Source organism: Bradyrhizobium sp. Bra78, from assembly GCF_024519855.1.
Taxonomy (GTDB): Bacteria; Pseudomonadota; Alphaproteobacteria; order Rhizobiales; family Xanthobacteraceae; genus Bradyrhizobium; species Bradyrhizobium japonicum_G.
This window is the reverse complement of the sequence record NZ_JALJRE010000008.1, coordinates 199,465-215,545: the sequence shown is the minus strand read 5'-3', so window position 1 is coordinate 215,545 and position 16,081 is coordinate 199,465. Positions and strand designations below refer to the sequence as shown.

Genomic DNA, 16,081 nt, shown 5'->3' with positions numbered 1-16,081 from the left:
TTCCTCCGCGGAAAGACGCTGGATTGCTTCGTCGCTACGATCCTCGCAATGACGGCCGAGGGGATCACTTCATCAGCGGGATCGAGAACTCCGCACCTTCCTTGACGCCGGACGGCCAGCGCGAGGTCACCGTCTTGGTCTTGGTGTAGAAGCGGACCGAGTCGGGACCGTGCTGATTGAGATCGCCAAAGCCCGACTTCTTCCAGCCGCCGAAGGTGTAATAGGCGATCGGCACCGGGATCGGCACGTTGATGCCGACCATGCCGACATTGACCTTGGCCGCGAAGTCGCGCGCGGCGTCGCCGTCGCGGGTGAAGATGGCAACGCCGTTGCCGTAGTCATGTTCAGATGGCAGCGCCAGCGCTTCCTTGTAGTCGTGCGCGCGCACGACCGAGAGCACCGGGCCGAAGATCTCTTCCTTGTAGATCCGCATGTCCTTGGTGACGTTGTCGAACAGCGAGCCGCCGAGATAGAAGCCGTTCTCGTAGCCCTGCATCTTGAAGCCACGGCCATCGACGGCAAGCGTGGCGCCTTCCTTGATGCCGATATCGATGTAGCCCTTGACCTTCTCGACCGCCTCGCGCGTCACCAGCGGGCCGTAGTCGGCCGACGGATCGATCGAGGTGCCGATCTTGAGCGACTCGACGCGCGGGATCAGCTTTTCCATCAGGCGGTCGGCGGTGGACTTGCCGACGGGGACCGCGACGGACACGGCCATGCAGCGTTCGCCGGCGGAGCCGTAGCCCGCACCGATCAGCGCGTCGACGGCCTGGTCCATGTCGGCGTCCGGCATGATGATGGCGTGGTTCTTGGCGCCGCCAAAACACTGGCAGCGCTTGCCGGTCTGGGCGGCGCGCTCGTAGATGTACTGCGCGATCGGCGTCGAACCGACGAAGCCGACGGCCTTGATATCGGGATCGTCGAGGATCGCGTCGACCGCTTCCTTGTCACCGTTGACGACGTTGAGGATGCCGGCCGGCAGACCTGCCTCGATCATCAGTTCGGCCAGCAGCATCGGCACGCCGGGATCGCGCTCCGAGGGCTTCAGGATGAAGGCGTTGCCGCAGGCAATCGCCGGGGCGAACTTCCACATCGGGATCATCGCCGGGAAATTGAACGGGGTGATGCCGGCGACGACGCCGAGCGCCTGACGCATGGAATAGATGTCGATGCCGGGCCCGGCGCCTTCGGTGTACTCACCCTTCATCAGATGCGGGATGCCGCAGGCGAACTCGGCGACCTCGAGGCCGCGCTGGATGTCGCCCTTGGCGTCGGGAACGGTCTTGCCGTGCTCGCGGGCCAACAGCTCGGCGAGCTTGTCGTAGTCGCGCTGGACCAACTCGACGAATTTCATCATGACGCGGGCGCGGCGCTGCGGATTGGTCGCAGCCCATTCCGGCTGGGCGGCACGGGCATTCTCGACCGCGGCGCGGACCTCGGCCTTGGACGCCAGCGCCACCTTGGCCTGGACGTCACCGGTCATCGGCTCGAAAACGTCGGCGGTGCGGCCCGAGGTGCCCTTGACCTCCTTGCCACCGATGAAATGTCCGACTGAACGCATGGAATGATCTCCTTGAGGCGAGCTTGAACGCTTTGACAAATCCTATCGACCTGCATTTTATAGGATTCAAGTCTGAGATAATGCACCATAGATGTGCGAAAATGCTGGATCAAGGCGCTATCGATTGGGACGACTTCCGCTTCGTGCTGGCCATCGTGCGGGGCGGCTCGGTGTCGGCTGCGGCAAAACAGCTCGGCGTCGACCATGCCACCGTGATCCGCCGCGTCGACCGGCTGGAAAAGCACCTCTCGGCCAAGCTGTTTGACCGGCGGAAGACCGGCTATCTGCTGACCGAAGCCGGCCAGCGCGTCGCCGACAGCGCGGAAGCGATGGAATCGACCATCGTCGCCAACCAGGAGCAGGTCGGCGGCTCGGTGGCGCGGCTGACCGGCACGGTGCGGATCGGCGCGCCCGACGGCTTCGGCACCGCGTTCCTGGCGCCGCGGCTGGCGCCCTTCGCCGACCGTTACCCGGACCTCGACCTGCAACTTGTGGCCACCGCCCGGCTGTTCAGCCTCTCCAAGCGCGAGGCCGATATCGCCATCAGCCTGACCATGCCGAAGGAAGGCCGCATCGTCGGCCGCAAGCTGCTCGACTACCGCCTCGGGCTCTATGCCGCGCCGGCCTATCTCGATCGCTTCCCGAAAATCACCTTGCGCGAGGCGCTGCCGCAGCACCGCTTCGTCGGCTATATCGAGGAACTCCTGTTCACGCCGGAGCTCGATTATCTGCCGCAGGTCTCGCCGCGGATTTCCGCGCGCTTGCGCAGCGCGAATCTGATCGCGCAGCTCAATGCCACGCTCGCCGGCTTCGGCATCGCGGTGCTGCCGCACTTCATGGCGGGCGACTATCCTCAGCTCGTGCCGGTGCTGGCGGACGAGGTCTCGATCACGCGGACGTTCTGGATGCTGATGCACGCCGACAGCAAGGATCTGGCGCGGATCAGAGCGGTGGCGGATTACATCGGCGAGATCGTGGAGCGCGACCGGGCGTTGTTTGCGGGACGATGAAGCCTAGTTCTGCTTCGCCTTCCTGGCAGTCGTCACCTTCGTCTCACGCCGCGCGCCGTCAAGCGCACTGTCCTTGCCCGTCTTCAGCACCTCGTCCGACAGTTCGCTCGATCCGGCGATTCGCGCGAGCAGCATGGTGCCGGCCATCGTCGCCAGGGTCGCGATCGCCTGCTTGCGTGCGGCCTTCCGCGGCAGATTGGGGATGAAATCGGTCATCATCTCGATCATCTCGTCGAGCTTGCCGGCAAAAGCCTTGCGCGTCTTCGGGCTCTCGCGGGCGATCTCGGCGCCGAGCGAGGGGATCGAGCAGCCATGGCCGGGATTGTCGCGGTGCAGCGCGGAGAGATAGCTCTCCGCGATCAGCGCCAACCGCTTGTCGGGAGCGGCCTCGCCGGTGAGCTTGCGCCAATGGTCCATGGAGCGATCCATGGCGTAGGCGAAAGCCTCGATCACCAGCGCCTCGCGGGAATCGAAATGGGCGTAGAAGCCGCCATGGGTCAGACCCGCCTCCTTCATGAGGTCGGCGACGCCGATGCCGTGAGCGCCCTTTTCGCGCAGCCGCACGGAGGCCTTCTTCACGATGCGATCGTGAGTTTCCTGCTTGTGTTCCCGGGAGTAGCGCATGCGGCTCTCATTGAATGTCGGAGGTCATCTAATAACATGGATATCGGCCAGACGGCGCATTAATTCCCGGTAAAATTGTTGCCGATCATGGAAAAGGTCGCCGTTGCGTGCACCGCAAGTGCCCCCTTACCGTCGCGGACGAAGCCCTCGGTGTAACTGGTCTGGCGTCCCAGCTTGATCACGTTGCCTTCGGCGGAGATCAGCCCGGACCGGACCGAGAGCGGGCGCAGGAAGGTCATTTTCAGGTCGAGGGTGACGGACCCCTGCCCGGACTCCAGCCTGGTCGAGATCGCACAACCCATGGCGGTATCGACGAGCGCGGCGGCTGTGGCCCCGTGCAGGAGGCCGATGGTGTTCTCGAGATCCTCGCGCGGCTCCAGTTCCATGACGATTCGGCCCGGCTCGACCACGGCCATGACGAAGCCGATCAGCTTCGCAAAGGGTGGCGGCGGCAGCCGGCCGTCGCGGATGCCCCGCATCGCGTCCATGCCCGACAGGCCCATCGCCACTTTCGCAACAGGCGCAGGCACCTGCCAGTCCACCACCCGCTCACGCCGGCCCGCAGGCGAAAACAGGTCGAGTTGATCGTTAGGGGTCATGGCGGCCTCTTTGTATGATTGACGTCATACTATGCTGCGGACTTCGCACTGGCAACTCCCGTCTCGTCCGCTTGACAAGCCGGGCGTTTCGGCCCGGAAGTGATCCCGACGGGTGCGCCTCGCGCTGGTCCACGAAACTTTCGAGATGCCACGATGGAAATGCTCAACAACCACTGCGGCGTGACGCGCGATGCGCGCGGCGTCATTCATGTCGCGATCTGCAACGCCGGTTCGCTGAACATTTTGGGCTCGCCCGTCACCGATGCGCTTCGCGAAGGCTTGCAGCAGCTCTCTTCCGATCGCAGCATCCGGGTTGTGGTGCTGCGCGGCCAGAGCGAGAAGAGCATGATCGGCGGCGCCGACATCAAGGAGATGGCTAGGCTCGACCAGAAGTCCGCCGAGACCTTCATCAGCCGCCTGCGCGACCTCTGCGAGGCCGTGCGCGCCTTCCCGGCCCCCATGATCGCACGCATGCCCGGCTGGTGCCTCGGCGGCGGGCTCGAGGTCGCGGCCGCCTGCGACTTCCGGATCGCGGCGCATGATGCGCATTTCGGCATGCCGGAGGTGCGCGTCGGTATTCCCTCTGTGATCCACGCCGCGCTGCTGCCGCGCCTGATCGGCTGGGCCCGCGCGCGCTGGCTGGTGATGACGGCGGAAAACATCGACGCGCCGACGGCGCTGGCCTGGGGACTGGTCGACAAGGTCGCGCCGGAGGGCGGGCTCGATGCCGAGGTCGAGCACCTCGTAAATGCGTTGCTCGAATGCGGCCCCGAGGCGCTACGCTCGCAGAAGGCACTGCTGCGGCAGTGGGAGGAACTGCCGCTGACCGAGTCGGTGAACCTCAGCGTCAAGGTGTTCGGCGAGTCGTTCCTGACGGACGAGCCGACGCGGCTGATGCAGGCATTTGTGAACCGGAAGCGGTAGGGCCGCCTCCTCCGTTCGAACGAGCAATTCTCATCCGAACCACGACAATTTCTCATGCCGGGCGCAGTTGCATTTTTTGCGTCGCATCATATGATGATCATAATCCAACATCATCGCAGGGAATTTCGTCATGGCCGAAGCTGCCGATCCCGTCGTCATCGTCTCCGCCGCCCGCACCCCGCTCGGCCGCTTCATGGGCGAATTGTCGCCGCTGGCCGCCCACAAGCTCGGATCGCATGTGATCGGCGCCGCGCTCGAACGCGCCAGGCTTTCGCCGGAAAAAGTCGACGAGGTCTTCATGGGCTGCGTTCTTCCCGCCGGTCAGGGTCAGGCCCCGGCGCGCCAGGCTGCCCGCGCGGCCGGCCTGCCCGACGCCACCGGCGCGACCACCGTCAACAAGGTCTGCGGCTCCGGCATGAAGGCGACCATGCTGGCGCACGACATCATCCGCGCCGGCTCGGCGGAGATCGTCGTCTCCGGCGGCATGGAGAGCATGAGCAACGCACCATATCTCCTTGCGAAGGCGCGTGGCGGCTATCGCGCCGGCCACGACCGCATCATCGACCACATGATGATGGACGGGCTGGAGGACGCCTACGAGACCGGCCGCTCTATGGGCGATTTCGGCGAGGCCACTGCAGAGGCCTATCAGTTTACCCGCAAGGACCAGGACGCCTACGCGATGGAGACGCTGAGCCGCGCGCGCAAGGCGGTCGAGGGCGGTGCGTTCAAGGCGGAGATCGCGCCGATCACGCTGAGCGAGAAAGCAGGTCCTCGCATCATCGCCAATGACGAGCATCCACTGAAGGTCGATCCTGCAAAGATCCCCGGGCTGAAGCCGGCGTTCCGCGCCAATGGCACCATCACGCCAGCGGCTTCTTCTGCCAATGCCGACGGCGCCGCCGCGCTGGTGCTGGCGAAACGCTCGCTTGCGGATCGCAGCGGCCTGCCGGCTCTGGCCGAGATCAAGGGCCATGCCACCCACAGCCAGGAGCCGCAATGGTTCACCACGGCGCCGATCCCGGCGATCCGCAAGCTGCTCGACAAGATCGGCTGGAGTGCCGGTGACGTCGATCTGTTCGAGATCAACGAAGCCTTCGCCGTAGTGGCGATGGCGGCACAACGCGACCTCGGCATCCCCCGCGACAAGCTCAACGTCAACGGCGGCGCCTGCGCGCTCGGCCACCCCATCGGCGCCACCGGCGCGCGGCTGATCGTGACGCTGCTGCACGCGCTCGAGGCGCAAAACCTCAAGCGCGGCGTCGCGGCGCTCTGCATCGGCGGCGGCGAAGCCACCGCGATCGCGGTGGAGCGTTTGCCGCACTGACGTAAAGTCTGAAAATGAGGGAACTCTGTCATTTCCGACAGACGACTCCCGTGCCATTCTGCAACCTCACGCGGGTGTTTCGAAGCCCGCCAATCAACGTTGAGGCCCGATGATCTCGAACTGGCTCGCGGCAGCACTCGGCCGCCGCAATATCCACTACGGCTGGGTGATGGTCGGCGTCACCTTCCTCACCGCGCTGATCAGCGCTGGCACGGTCGGCGCGCCCGGCGTGTTCATCGTTCCGCTCCAGCAGGAGTTCGGCTGGAGCACGGCGGAGATCTCCTCCGCGCTGTCGATCCGATTCATCCTGTTCGGACTGATGGCGCCGTTCGCCGCAGCGCTCTTGAACCGCTACGGCCTGCGCAACGTGACGCTCACCGCGCAGCTCATCGTGGTCTCGGCGCTGGTGCTCTCGCTCGGCATGACCCAGGTCTGGCAGCTCGTCGCGCTGTGGGGCGTGGTGATCGGCATCGGCACCGGCATGACCGCGCTGGTGCTTGGCGCGACCATCGCGACGCGATGGTTCGCGGCGCGGCGCGGCTTGGTCGTCGGCATCATGACCGCGAGCGTCGCGACCGGCCAGCTGGTGTTCCTGCCGCTGCTCGCAAGCCTGACCGAACGTTTCGGCTGGCGGCTTGCGCTCGGCTTCGTCTGCATCGCGCTTGGCGTTTCCGCCCTCGCGGTCCTGCTCGCGATGCGCGATAGGCCGAGCGACGTCGGCCTGCGCCCGTTCGGCGACGAGGGCACCGCACCCCTGCCCGCGCCGCCGGCCAGCCACGGCTCGATCACGGGCGTGGCGCTCGGCACGCTGCGCGACGCCTCGAAGTCGAGCGCGTTCTGGGTTCTGTTCGCGACGTTCTTCGTCTGCGGTGCGTCCACCAACGGTCTCGTGCAGGTGCATCTGATCCCGATGTGTCTGGATTTCGGCATCCCGCAGGTGCAGGCCGCGGGCCTGCTGGCGGCGATGGGCATCTTCGACTTCTTCGGCACCATCATGTCGGGCTGGCTGTCGGACCGCTACGACAACCGCTACCTCTTGTTCTGGTATTACGGCCTGCGCGGGCTCTCGCTGATCTTCCTGCCGTTCAGCGACTTCTCGTTCTACGGCCTGTCGATCTTCGCGATGTTCTACGGGCTCGACTGGATCGCCACCGTGCCGCCCACGGTACGGCTCACCGCGCAGAAGTTCGGGCCCGAGCGTGCCAATCTGGTGTTCGGCTGGATCTTTGCCGGCCACCAGCTTGGCGCCGGCACCGCCGCCTTCGGCGCCGGTTTCTCGCGGACGGTCTATCAGAGCTACCTGCCCGCGTTCTTCATCGCCGGCGCGCTCTGCGTCTTCGCCTCGCTGATCGTGCTGACGCTGTCGCGACAGCCAAAGCCCGAGCCGAAGCCGGCAATGGCCTGAGCGACCACACCCACCGGGCCGGCGCGCCGGCTCGGTCCGCCGGACAAATGGAAATATCTCTGCGAAGCCCAGCCAATGCATCATCTTCTGGCGCGCATGCGCCGTCCGGTCGGCAGATCCTCTGGCGCCAACCTAGATGCGTTATGGCTTCGTCGAGGTGTACCTGCGCAACCGCTCGGCACACCAAACCGCAAAAATTGCAGCGAAAGACAGACAGAAAAATATGACCGTCCAAAGCATCGCGTTTGACGCGTTTGTCATGACGTCTCTCCCGGGTTTCCAACGAGACAGTCGCAGACAATTGGACGGGTGGTATTGTGTTAGATCAATTTGATCCAGGTACTCCTCGGCAGCGAACTCGTCCTCCGCCGGCAAAGCTGCCGATGGTCCCACGAGGCCCGGCGGCTATGCTCGGTTCGATCACGACGCACCCGAGCGTTTGGTTTCCGCGGCAATTCGAAAGTTCGAGCTGGCGGTGCCGAGTGCCGCGGCGAGTTCGTCGATGTGGTAGGGCTTCGGCAGGATCTGGACGCCGGCCATTTCGGCGTCGCGAACCGCGGCCTCGGCGTATCCGCTGGTCAGCAGGACCGGGATGTCGCTTCGCCTTCTCTTGATCTCCCGCGCAAGCTCGACGCCGTTCATGCCGCCCGGCATCATGACGTCGGAAAACACGAGATCGACGGAGCGGCCGTCCGCCAGAGCACCGAGAGCCGCCGCGGCGCTGGCCGCGCGCGTGACGTCGTAGCCGAGCTGCTCAAGCATCTCGCTGACCAGCGCGGCGACCTCGTCGTCGTCCTCGACGAGGAGAATCTGGCCATGATTGGCCTTCTTGGGCCGGGCCCTGTTCAGGTCGATGAGATGGCGTTCACCGGAAGGAATATTGTTGGATCGCGGCAGATAGAGCTCGATGCTAGTGCCCTCGTCGACCGTCGATTTTATGCGAACCATCCCGCGCGACTGCGTCGCAAATCCATGGACCTGGGCAAGCCCCAGGCCCGAACCCTTGCCGACATCCTTGGTCGTGAAGAACGGTTCGAAGACCCGGGCCAGGGTTTCGGGGCTCATGCCAACGCCGGTATCGACCACCGACAGACGAACGTAATCGCCCGCGATCTCACCCTCGTTCAGGCCGGCCAGGTTCTCGCCGCAAACAAGGATCGTGCCGCCGTTAGGCATCGCATCGCGGGCGTTGACCGCCAGGTTGAGGACGACCAGCTCGAGCTCTCCCGGATCGACCTCCACCGGCCAAAGGCCATCCGGAAAATCGAACTCGACGTGAACGTCGCCGCGCAGGCTGCGGTCGAGCAATTCGCGCATTCCGCCGATCTGCGCCGCGATGTCGACGGCCTCGGGCCGGAGCTTCTGCCGCCGCGAGAAAGCCAGAAGCTGCCTGGTGAGGCCGGCACCACGCTGCGCCGCCTGAACCATGCCTTCCAACAGTCGACGCCTCCGGTCAGGATCGGTCTGCCGGTCCAGCATATCCAGGCCGCCGGAGATCACCATCAGCAGATTGTTGAAGTCGTGAGCCACTCCGCCGGTCAACTGTCCAATGGCTTCGATCTTCTGGGCCTGACGAAGGGTCTCCTCGACGCGGGCGCGCTCTTCCATTTCGGTCCGCAGATGCTTGTTGGCCTCCTCGAGCGCGCCGGTGCGCTCGACCACGAGCTTCTCGAGCTGCTGAGCCGTCCGCTCGCGCGCCTGCAGCAAGGTTCGAATCTCATATTGCCGCCGGCGCGCCCGCATAGCGGACTGAACCGCGCTGGTCAGCGTGATCGGCTGAACCGGGCGCTCGAGCAGCGAGACGTTGCGGAGCGTCTCCACGATGCTGCGGCGCCAGGCCACCACCGCCGGCTGCTCGCGATGGCTGGTGAGGATGACGAACGGCAGGTCGGACCAGGGCGGCTGCCTCTCGATCCACTGTGCCAGCGGCTGGGTATCCTTCCCGAACAAGCCCTCCTCGGCCAGAAAGACCGCGCCCACGCCGGCGGACATCTCGCCGACCAGTTCAGGCAGGCTTCGACAATTGATCGCTTCAAGTGCCGAATTGCGGAACAGCTCGACCGATGCCGGTCCATCGCGGCCGATAGGAGCAAACACGAGGACGCAATGATCGCGGTTAGCGCTCATTCCGCCGGCCCTTCCGGTATCTCCGTGCCCGTGTATCGCGGATTGCCGGAGAAGATGCCGCTGAACCCTCTCAGCGGAGGACCGAGCGTGATGCCGGCGCCGCCGAGACGAAACTCGCGGATGGAATTTTCATGATTTCCGCTGCGCTTCTTCACGACCGAGAGGGCACGCCGCACCGTTCCGCTGACCTCGAAATAGCGCAGCATGAGCACGGCATCGCTCAAATAGCTGATATCGAGAGCCGTCTCCATCGGACCGACCAGCCCGTGCTGAGCGAGGATCAGGATCGTCAGCACGCCTTGTTGTGCAAGATAGCTCAGAAGCTCGTGCATCTGCAGGATGAGAAACCGCTCGTCCGGCATCGCGTTCAGATAGCCGTTCAGACTATCGATGATGACAATTCTGGCGTTGTCCCTTTCGACGCTCTTGCGCACGTTGGCGGCGAACTCCCCGGGGGAGAGCTCGGCGGGATCGATCTGTTGAAATCGGATGAGCCCCGACTGCAGATAGCCTTCAAGAGGGAGCCCAAGCGTTCGAGCCCGTGCTTCCACGGTCCCACGACCTTCATCGAAGGCAAAGAACACGGCATGCTCACCGCGGTTTGCCGCCGCGATCGCATAGGTCAGCGCGAGAGACGATTTGCCGACACCGGCGGCGCCCAAGAGAAGCGCGCTGGTGCCGCGCTCGAGCCCTCCTCCCAGGAGCTGGTCGAGCTGCGCATTGCCGCTGGGCGTGAATTCGCCGACAAACGAGGCGTGATGTTCCGCCGCCACCAGACGCGGGAATATCCGCACGCCGCCCGCTTCGATCGTGAAATCGTGGAAGCCGCCGCGAAACCGGATGCCGCGCATCTTGATCACGCGAAGGCGCCGGCGCTCCGCGCCATAGTCGATGGCGAGCTGTTCGAGCATCACGACGCCATGGGCGATCGAATGGAGTTGCAAATCGTCCTGGGAGGACGAGAGGTCGTCGAGGAGGATGACCGTGCAATTGCGGTTGGTGAAAAAGTGCTTCAAGGCCAGAACCTGGCGCCGGTACCGGAGCGGGTTCTGCGCGAGGAGGCGCAGCTCGGACAGGCTGTCCAGCACCACGCGCGTGGGATTGATCCGCTCGACCTCCTTGAAGATCAGGCCGGTGGTTTCGCTCAGCTCCATTTCGGCGGGATGGAACACGGTGAGCTCGCGATCCGGATCGAGTGTCGTTTCCGGCGGCACCAGCTCGAAGATGTCGACGCCTTGCAGCGACCAGCCGTGGCGCCGCGCCACCAGCATCAGCTCACGCTTGGTTTCCGACAGGGAGACATAGAGCACGCGTTCACCACAACGGGCGCCCTCGAGGAGGAATTGAAGCGCCATGGTGGTCTTGCCCGAGCCGGGCCGACCCTCGTAGAGGTACATGCGATTGGGATCGAGCCCGCCATAGAGGATATTGTCGAGGCCGTCGCTGCCGGTCGAGATCCTGGGCAGATCACCGGCGTCGCTGGCCTGGGCCCCGCTCGATGGATCGATCATTGAACCCCCTGTTCCATCTCTACAAGGCGCGCTCCGGCCCGTCGCTGGTCGCGCAGGCTGACGACCCGTTTCAAGCCGAAAGGCGAGATTTGGAAAAGAACGCCGAAGGCGGGTTCCGGGTTCCGTGTCACGGCGCATGCCCGGATTGTCATCTATGGACAGTTCCGGCTCTCGCCCACCGAGGGATTTGCGTGTCGAGACGGCGGCCCGCTACGGCGAAAGAAAACCGCTGCAGCCTACGGCATCATTGCCGCCGCGATCTTCTCCGCCGACATCAGGACCGGGAAGTTGGTGTTGGCGCAGGGCACCACCGGGAAGATCGAGGCGTCGACGACGCGCAGGCCCTGCACGCCCTTGACCCGGCCCTCCGGATCGACCACCGCCATCGGATCGTCGGCGCGGCCCATGCGGCATGAACAAGAGGCGTGCCACACGCCGATGGTCGCCTTGCGCACGAAGGCTTCCAGCGCCTCGTCGTCGTTGATGACGTCGTCGAAGGTGAAGCCTTCGACCACGAATTTGTCGATCATGTAGTGGCGCAGCGCCGCCGGCCCGTCCATCAGCGCCGCGGCGATTTTCGTCAGCATCCTGTTCTTGGTGTTAACCACGCCGATCTTGCGCACGCGATCGGTGTAGGACGCCGGAAACGGCTTGTCCGTCACCGCCCTCACGGCGTCGCTCATCTGCACGGCCGCCATCTTGCGGAAACCGCTCATCAGGCGATCGAGGTCGCGCCGGTCGGACAACAGGTTGAACTCGACGATCGGCTCGGCTTCCGGATCGCGCGAGGCAAGCTTGACCTGTCCGGTCTCGGAATAGGTCTTGTTGACGAACGTCAGCAGCGATCCGATCTGGGCGCCAACGGCGTGCCAGGCCGACTTGCTGAGCACGACGACGAACATGTCGCCCTTCGGCACGCCTGCGAGCCCGGACGAATAACGCAGGCCAAGCTGCATGTGGCGCCTGGTGTGCTCGTTCATGCGCGCGCCGCGGCGGACAAAGGACGACAGCGAGATCGACGGATGATCCATCAGGCGCTGGCCGACGCCTTGCAGGCTCATCAGCACGGGAATCCCGAGATCCTTGAGATGACCGACCGGGCCGATGCCGGCGCGGAGCAGATGCGCCGGCGAATGGATGGCGCCGCTGGAGAGGATGATCTCGCGGGCGCGGAATTCCTGCGCGCGGCCGTCGACCACGGCCTTCACGCCGACGCACCGCGTGCCCTCGAACAGCAACTCCCTGACTTGCGTATTGGTCGAGATCGTCAGGTTGGTGCGCTTGCGCGTGTCGCGATCGAGATAGCCCATCGCGGCCGAGACGCGTTGCTCGGCCTGGTTGGAGTGCGTCACCGGGAAATAGCCGTCGACGAACTCGCCGTTCTGGTCGGCTACGAATCGATGGCCGGCCTGCTGGAAGGCCTCGGCGAATGCCTGCGAGTGCCGCGTCCAGTGCTCCCTGGGGATCCGGCGGACCGGAATCCGGCCATCCTTGCCGTGGTACGGTCCGTCGAAATCGAGGTCGCGCTCGACCTTCTTGAAGAAGGGCAGCACGTCGTTCCAGCGCCACCCCGCGGCGCCCCGCGCGTCCCATTCGTCGTAGTCGGTCGGCGCGCCGCGGTTGGCCATCTGGCCGTTGATCGACGAGCCGCCGCCAAGCACCCGCGCCTGCTCGTATTTGCGCAAAGGCGGGCGGCCCTCGTTCGGATTGTTGTGGCTGACGATCTGGGTCGTGACCTTGAGCTCGGTCCAGTGGAAGCGCGGATCGAAATAAGCCGTGCCCGGATAGCTGTCCCTGATCTCGGCCGGCTCGTTGCCGGGCGGCGTGTCCTGTCCGGCCTCGCACAACAGGACCTTGTTGGCGCTCCTGGCGGAGAGCCGGTGGGCCAGCACGGACCCCGCCGAGCCGCCGCCCACGATAATGAAGTCGTACACGATTGGCGTTTCCCTCTTGTTCTTGTCCAGAGAGGGTAGCGCGATATTCTTCCGGGGTCACGCCGCCGCGTCGACGTCGCCTTCGCAGCTTGCGTTGATCGGCGCCGTCTGGGGCGCTAGCAGGTCTTCTGCTGCAGATGCTGAACGCACGTGCATGTCGTCGTCGCCGGATATTTCACGTCGTAGTATGGGAAGGTCGACGTCGTCGGGCTGTTCGTCGAGCAGCGCGGGAACAGGTAGTAGCTGTCGGTCAGCTTGACCGTGCCGCTGATGGTGTAGCCGAGGTTGGGCGTATAGTCGTAGGACACCTCGCTCAGGATGAGCGAGATGTTGGCGTTGTTGGGATTGCTCGGATTGGTCGCGGTGAACTGGGACAGGGTCATCTGCTGACCCACGGTTCTCGCCCCCGACGAGCTGGTCGACTTGCTCCATTGGACCGTCGCGTTGCCGTTGCTGTCGGTCGAGACTTCGGAGACCGTGATCGTCATGATGGAGGCGCCGCTGCTGTTCTTGACGGCATAGGGCGCCATGATGGCGCTCGCAGCCCCGAGGATGCTGTCCATCTGGGTCGAGGTGACCTGCGTGTTCTGCGTGATCATGTCGGCGACACTATGCGCGGTCGCGCTGACCTTGACGTTCATCGCCAGCCCGTTTCCGAGCTCGACGCCGCCGACATAGAGCAGCAGCATGAAGGGCGCGACGATGGCGAATTCCGTCGCCGCAACGGCGCGAACATCGGTGCACAGGTGCCAGGCGCGAGACGACAGGGCGGCAATCATCAGGTAGCTCCTGGCTCGTTCTGGAACGCGGCCGACGACATGATCAGCCGGTTGCCGTTCGAAAGATTCGAGAGGTTGAAGCCGAGTGGCCCGAGGAACACCGGCCATTGGTACATCACCCGGAGCACGACGATATCGCCGGCATCGCCTGGATCGTACTGCCAGGCGTTCTTGACCGCACCCGTGGCATCGAAGGTCAAGCTCGGCATGCCTGTATTGGCGGAAGACCACGTATTTGCGACCTGCAGATCGACCATCAGGTCGCTGCAGTTGAACAGGATCACGATCTGATCGCAGACCTTTTGCTTGAACACATCCTTTGTCAGCTGCGCGGACTGAACCTGTCCCGTCATGACGAGACGCGCCGATTGCTGCACCACGGTTTCGAGCAATTGCTGGGCAAAGAACACGAGAAAGGTCTGAATGAGCGCGATGACGAGGGCGAGGAACGGCGCGGCAACGAGCGCGAATTCGACGGCCGTGGCCCCCTTGCTGTCGGCAGCGAAAGCGGCGCAGCGATTGCGACGTGTCTTCGTTGTCGTGGCGTCCCGTACGGTCATGGTACGCTCTCTATTGCACGAGGCTGGCGGTGCTTGACGCAACCTTGAGGAAGAGGTTCGTCAGCGCCGCGGAAATGTCGCCGCCGGTCTGCACGCTCGCATACAGCCCCGGCGATGCGCACGACTGCAGCCGCTGTGCGATCATGCCCGTGGACGAGGATGGATTGTTGAACTGCGCGATGCGGCTGTTGTACCAGCTGTCGGTCGTCAGTTGCAGATACTCGGTGTAGAGGACCGCGATGCGAATGCCGCGATTCTTGATCGTCGTGCAGACCGTCGTGTCGAGCGCCTGCTGGCAGCGCACGGTCGAGCTGCTGCCCGTCGGGAGCGGATAGGTGGCGGCTGCGTCACAGGTCCCGGGCTTCGGCATCAGCTTGTCTTCGACGCCGTCGGTGACGAGGAAGACCACCTCCTGCGGCGTATCGCCCGACTGGTTGGTGCCGGTGCCCGGCGCAGGCATCACGTTGTTGACGCCCGTGAGTCCGCCCGAGATATCCGTGCCGTAGTCGGTGGAGTAGACGCAGGCGCCCTTGCTGTCGACAATGATGCAGTTCTGGTGATCGACCGTCATCAGCTGAATGTTGGCGATCTTCGTGCCGGCGGTGGTCGGGGTGGTCAGCGTCTGGATCGTGTTCAGGCCGTAGTCGAAGGTGTAGATGGCGGCCTTGTAGGTCGTGTTGTTGAGCGCCGACATGCACTGCATCACGCCGCCCGACACACCCGACTGCGGGCACGTCCAGGGGCCGACCAGCAATTGCGTGACGGCATTGCTCACAAGATCGATGCGCAGCGTGATGTTGTTGGCGCGGGCGATCGTGAGGTTGTCCTTCGTCGAGGAGGACGCACCGCTGTCCTTCTGGGGGTTCGTCTCGTGGCAGGCGAACGCGCAGTTCTTCGAGCCGCCAGGCTGGTTCTTCGTGGCGGTGATCATGTTGTTGATATCGGTCTGGGTCGCCGCGATCGCCATCGACGGCGAGTCGTCCAGCAGCAGATAGAAGTTCATGTTGGGCGCGCTGGAGGCCTTCGCCGTCGCGGAGCCGTTGACCTGCCAGGTCTGCTTGCCGAGAACGCCCGGGAAATTGTTGATGGACTGGGCTGTGTAGGCAACCGTGATGGTCCGCGCGAGCCCGGAATCGGTGACGGTGACCGTCGGTGTCGGGGTCGCGGACAGCCCGGGAAGATTCGCCTTCGCCGCGAAGACGGCTTCCGCCGTCGCCTTGACGACGGCGTTGTCGGTCTGCGTCAGCATCGCCGGCCTCACGGCCGCGATCGCGGCCGCATCAGCCGCCGCGTTCAATTGCTCCCGCTTGCGCAGCGCCTGCGTGTAGTCGAGCGCCATGCCGAGAAGAAAGATGGTGGGGATCATCACCAGCGCGAAGATGATGGCGACGTTGGCCTTCCGGTCTCTCACGAAACGAAGCATTGCGCGGCGGAGCATGAGTTTCATCCTGGCTGCCGTCGCTACGGCAGCGGCCCTTCCCCTGAAATCAACGAAAAGACTGCCGGGTTTCGATCCCGGCAATCGTTGTCATGGGCGGAATATGCGGAGGGCTGTCTTAATCAAGACTTACGAGCCATCCGCAACATGGGCTGCAACAGGTTGGATGTATCATATTGAGAAGGCATCATTAACGTGGGTTAAACGCGATCGCAGAGTCCGGGCGGTATACGGCAACGGGGCCGGCCGGCCCATTGCCGCCCCAGGACAGGCGCGCCGTCT

The 16,081-nt window shown here is 64.5% G+C and carries 13 protein-coding genes; 4 read left to right on the top strand and 9 right to left on the bottom strand.

Features of this window, described 5'->3' with window-relative positions:
* Positions 1–64 precede the first annotated feature (64 nt).
* Complete coding sequence (locus tag OC450_RS19600) at positions 65–1,561, bottom strand: CoA-acylating methylmalonate-semialdehyde dehydrogenase (RefSeq protein WP_038946438.1); 1,497 nt, start codon at positions 1,559–1,561, stop codon at positions 65–67.
* 101 nt (positions 1,562–1,662) lie between these two features.
* Between OC450_RS19600 and OC450_RS19595 the strand changes: the two genes are divergently transcribed.
* Positions 1,663–2,571, top strand: coding sequence for a LysR family transcriptional regulator (locus OC450_RS19595; protein WP_211383461.1), 909 nt, complete (start codon positions 1,663–1,665; stop codon positions 2,569–2,571).
* 3 nt (positions 2,572–2,574) lie between these two features.
* Here OC450_RS19595 and OC450_RS19590 read toward each other — a convergent pair whose 3' ends face one another.
* Both OC450_RS19590 and OC450_RS19585 read right to left on the bottom strand, forming a co-directional pair.
* Positions 2,575–3,195 (bottom strand): TetR/AcrR family transcriptional regulator, encoded by a 621-nt coding sequence (locus tag OC450_RS19590; protein WP_211383460.1) that lies wholly within the window; start codon positions 3,193–3,195, stop codon positions 2,575–2,577.
* Positions 3,196–3,254: 59 nt separating this feature from the next.
* Positions 3,255–3,794 carry a PaaI family thioesterase gene (locus tag OC450_RS19585; protein WP_211383459.1) on the bottom strand — a complete coding sequence of 180 codons (540 nt, stop codon included), beginning with the start codon at positions 3,792–3,794 and terminating at the stop codon, positions 3,255–3,257.
* Between the two features lie 153 nt (positions 3,795–3,947).
* On the opposite strand from OC450_RS19585, the gene OC450_RS19580 reads away from it, so the two are divergent.
* From OC450_RS19580 to OC450_RS19570, 3 genes are all read left to right on the top strand, one after another.
* Positions 3,948–4,718, top strand: coding sequence for an enoyl-CoA hydratase (locus tag OC450_RS19580; RefSeq protein WP_211383458.1), 771 nt, complete (start codon positions 3,948–3,950; stop codon positions 4,716–4,718).
* 130 nt (positions 4,719–4,848) lie between these two features.
* Complete coding sequence (locus OC450_RS19575; protein WP_211383457.1) at positions 4,849–6,045, top strand: acetyl-CoA C-acyltransferase; 1,197 nt, start codon at positions 4,849–4,851, stop codon at positions 6,043–6,045.
* Between the two features lie 109 nt (positions 6,046–6,154).
* Positions 6,155–7,450, top strand: coding sequence for an MFS transporter (locus OC450_RS19570; protein WP_256806773.1), 1,296 nt, complete (start codon positions 6,155–6,157; stop codon positions 7,448–7,450).
* Positions 7,451–7,870: 420 nt separating this feature from the next.
* Here OC450_RS19570 and OC450_RS19565 read toward each other — a convergent pair whose 3' ends face one another.
* The 6 genes from OC450_RS19565 to OC450_RS19540 form a co-directional block, all read right to left on the bottom strand.
* Positions 7,871–9,577 carry a response regulator gene (locus OC450_RS19565; RefSeq protein ID WP_256806774.1) on the bottom strand — a complete coding sequence of 569 codons (1,707 nt, stop codon included), beginning with the start codon at positions 9,575–9,577 and terminating at the stop codon, positions 7,871–7,873.
* Positions 9,574–11,088: an ATPase domain-containing protein gene (locus OC450_RS19560; protein ID WP_211383454.1), complete on the bottom strand. Its 1,515-nt coding sequence runs from the start codon at positions 11,086–11,088 to the stop codon at positions 9,574–9,576. Before OC450_RS19560 ends, OC450_RS19565 begins: the two co-directional genes overlap by 4 nt.
* A gap of 236 nt (positions 11,089–11,324) precedes the next feature.
* A complete protein-coding gene (locus tag OC450_RS19555; protein WP_262048487.1) occupies positions 11,325–13,022 on the bottom strand; it encodes a GMC family oxidoreductase in 1,698 nt (565 codons plus the stop codon).
* Positions 13,023–13,138: 116 nt separating this feature from the next.
* Positions 13,139–13,801, bottom strand: a complete 663-nt coding sequence (locus tag OC450_RS19550) for a TadE/TadG family type IV pilus assembly protein (protein WP_262048486.1) — start codon at positions 13,799–13,801, stop codon at positions 13,139–13,141.
* On the bottom strand, positions 13,801–14,361 hold the full coding sequence (locus tag OC450_RS19545; RefSeq protein ID WP_211383451.1) for a TadE/TadG family type IV pilus assembly protein: 561 nt from the start codon (positions 14,359–14,361) through the stop codon (positions 13,801–13,803). The genes OC450_RS19550 and OC450_RS19545 overlap by 1 nt, the downstream gene beginning before the upstream one ends.
* A gap of 10 nt (positions 14,362–14,371) precedes the next feature.
* On the bottom strand, positions 14,372–15,799 hold the full coding sequence (locus OC450_RS19540) for a TadE/TadG family type IV pilus assembly protein (protein WP_211383450.1): 1,428 nt from the start codon (positions 15,797–15,799) through the stop codon (positions 14,372–14,374).
* Positions 15,800–16,081: the final 282 nt, after the last annotated feature.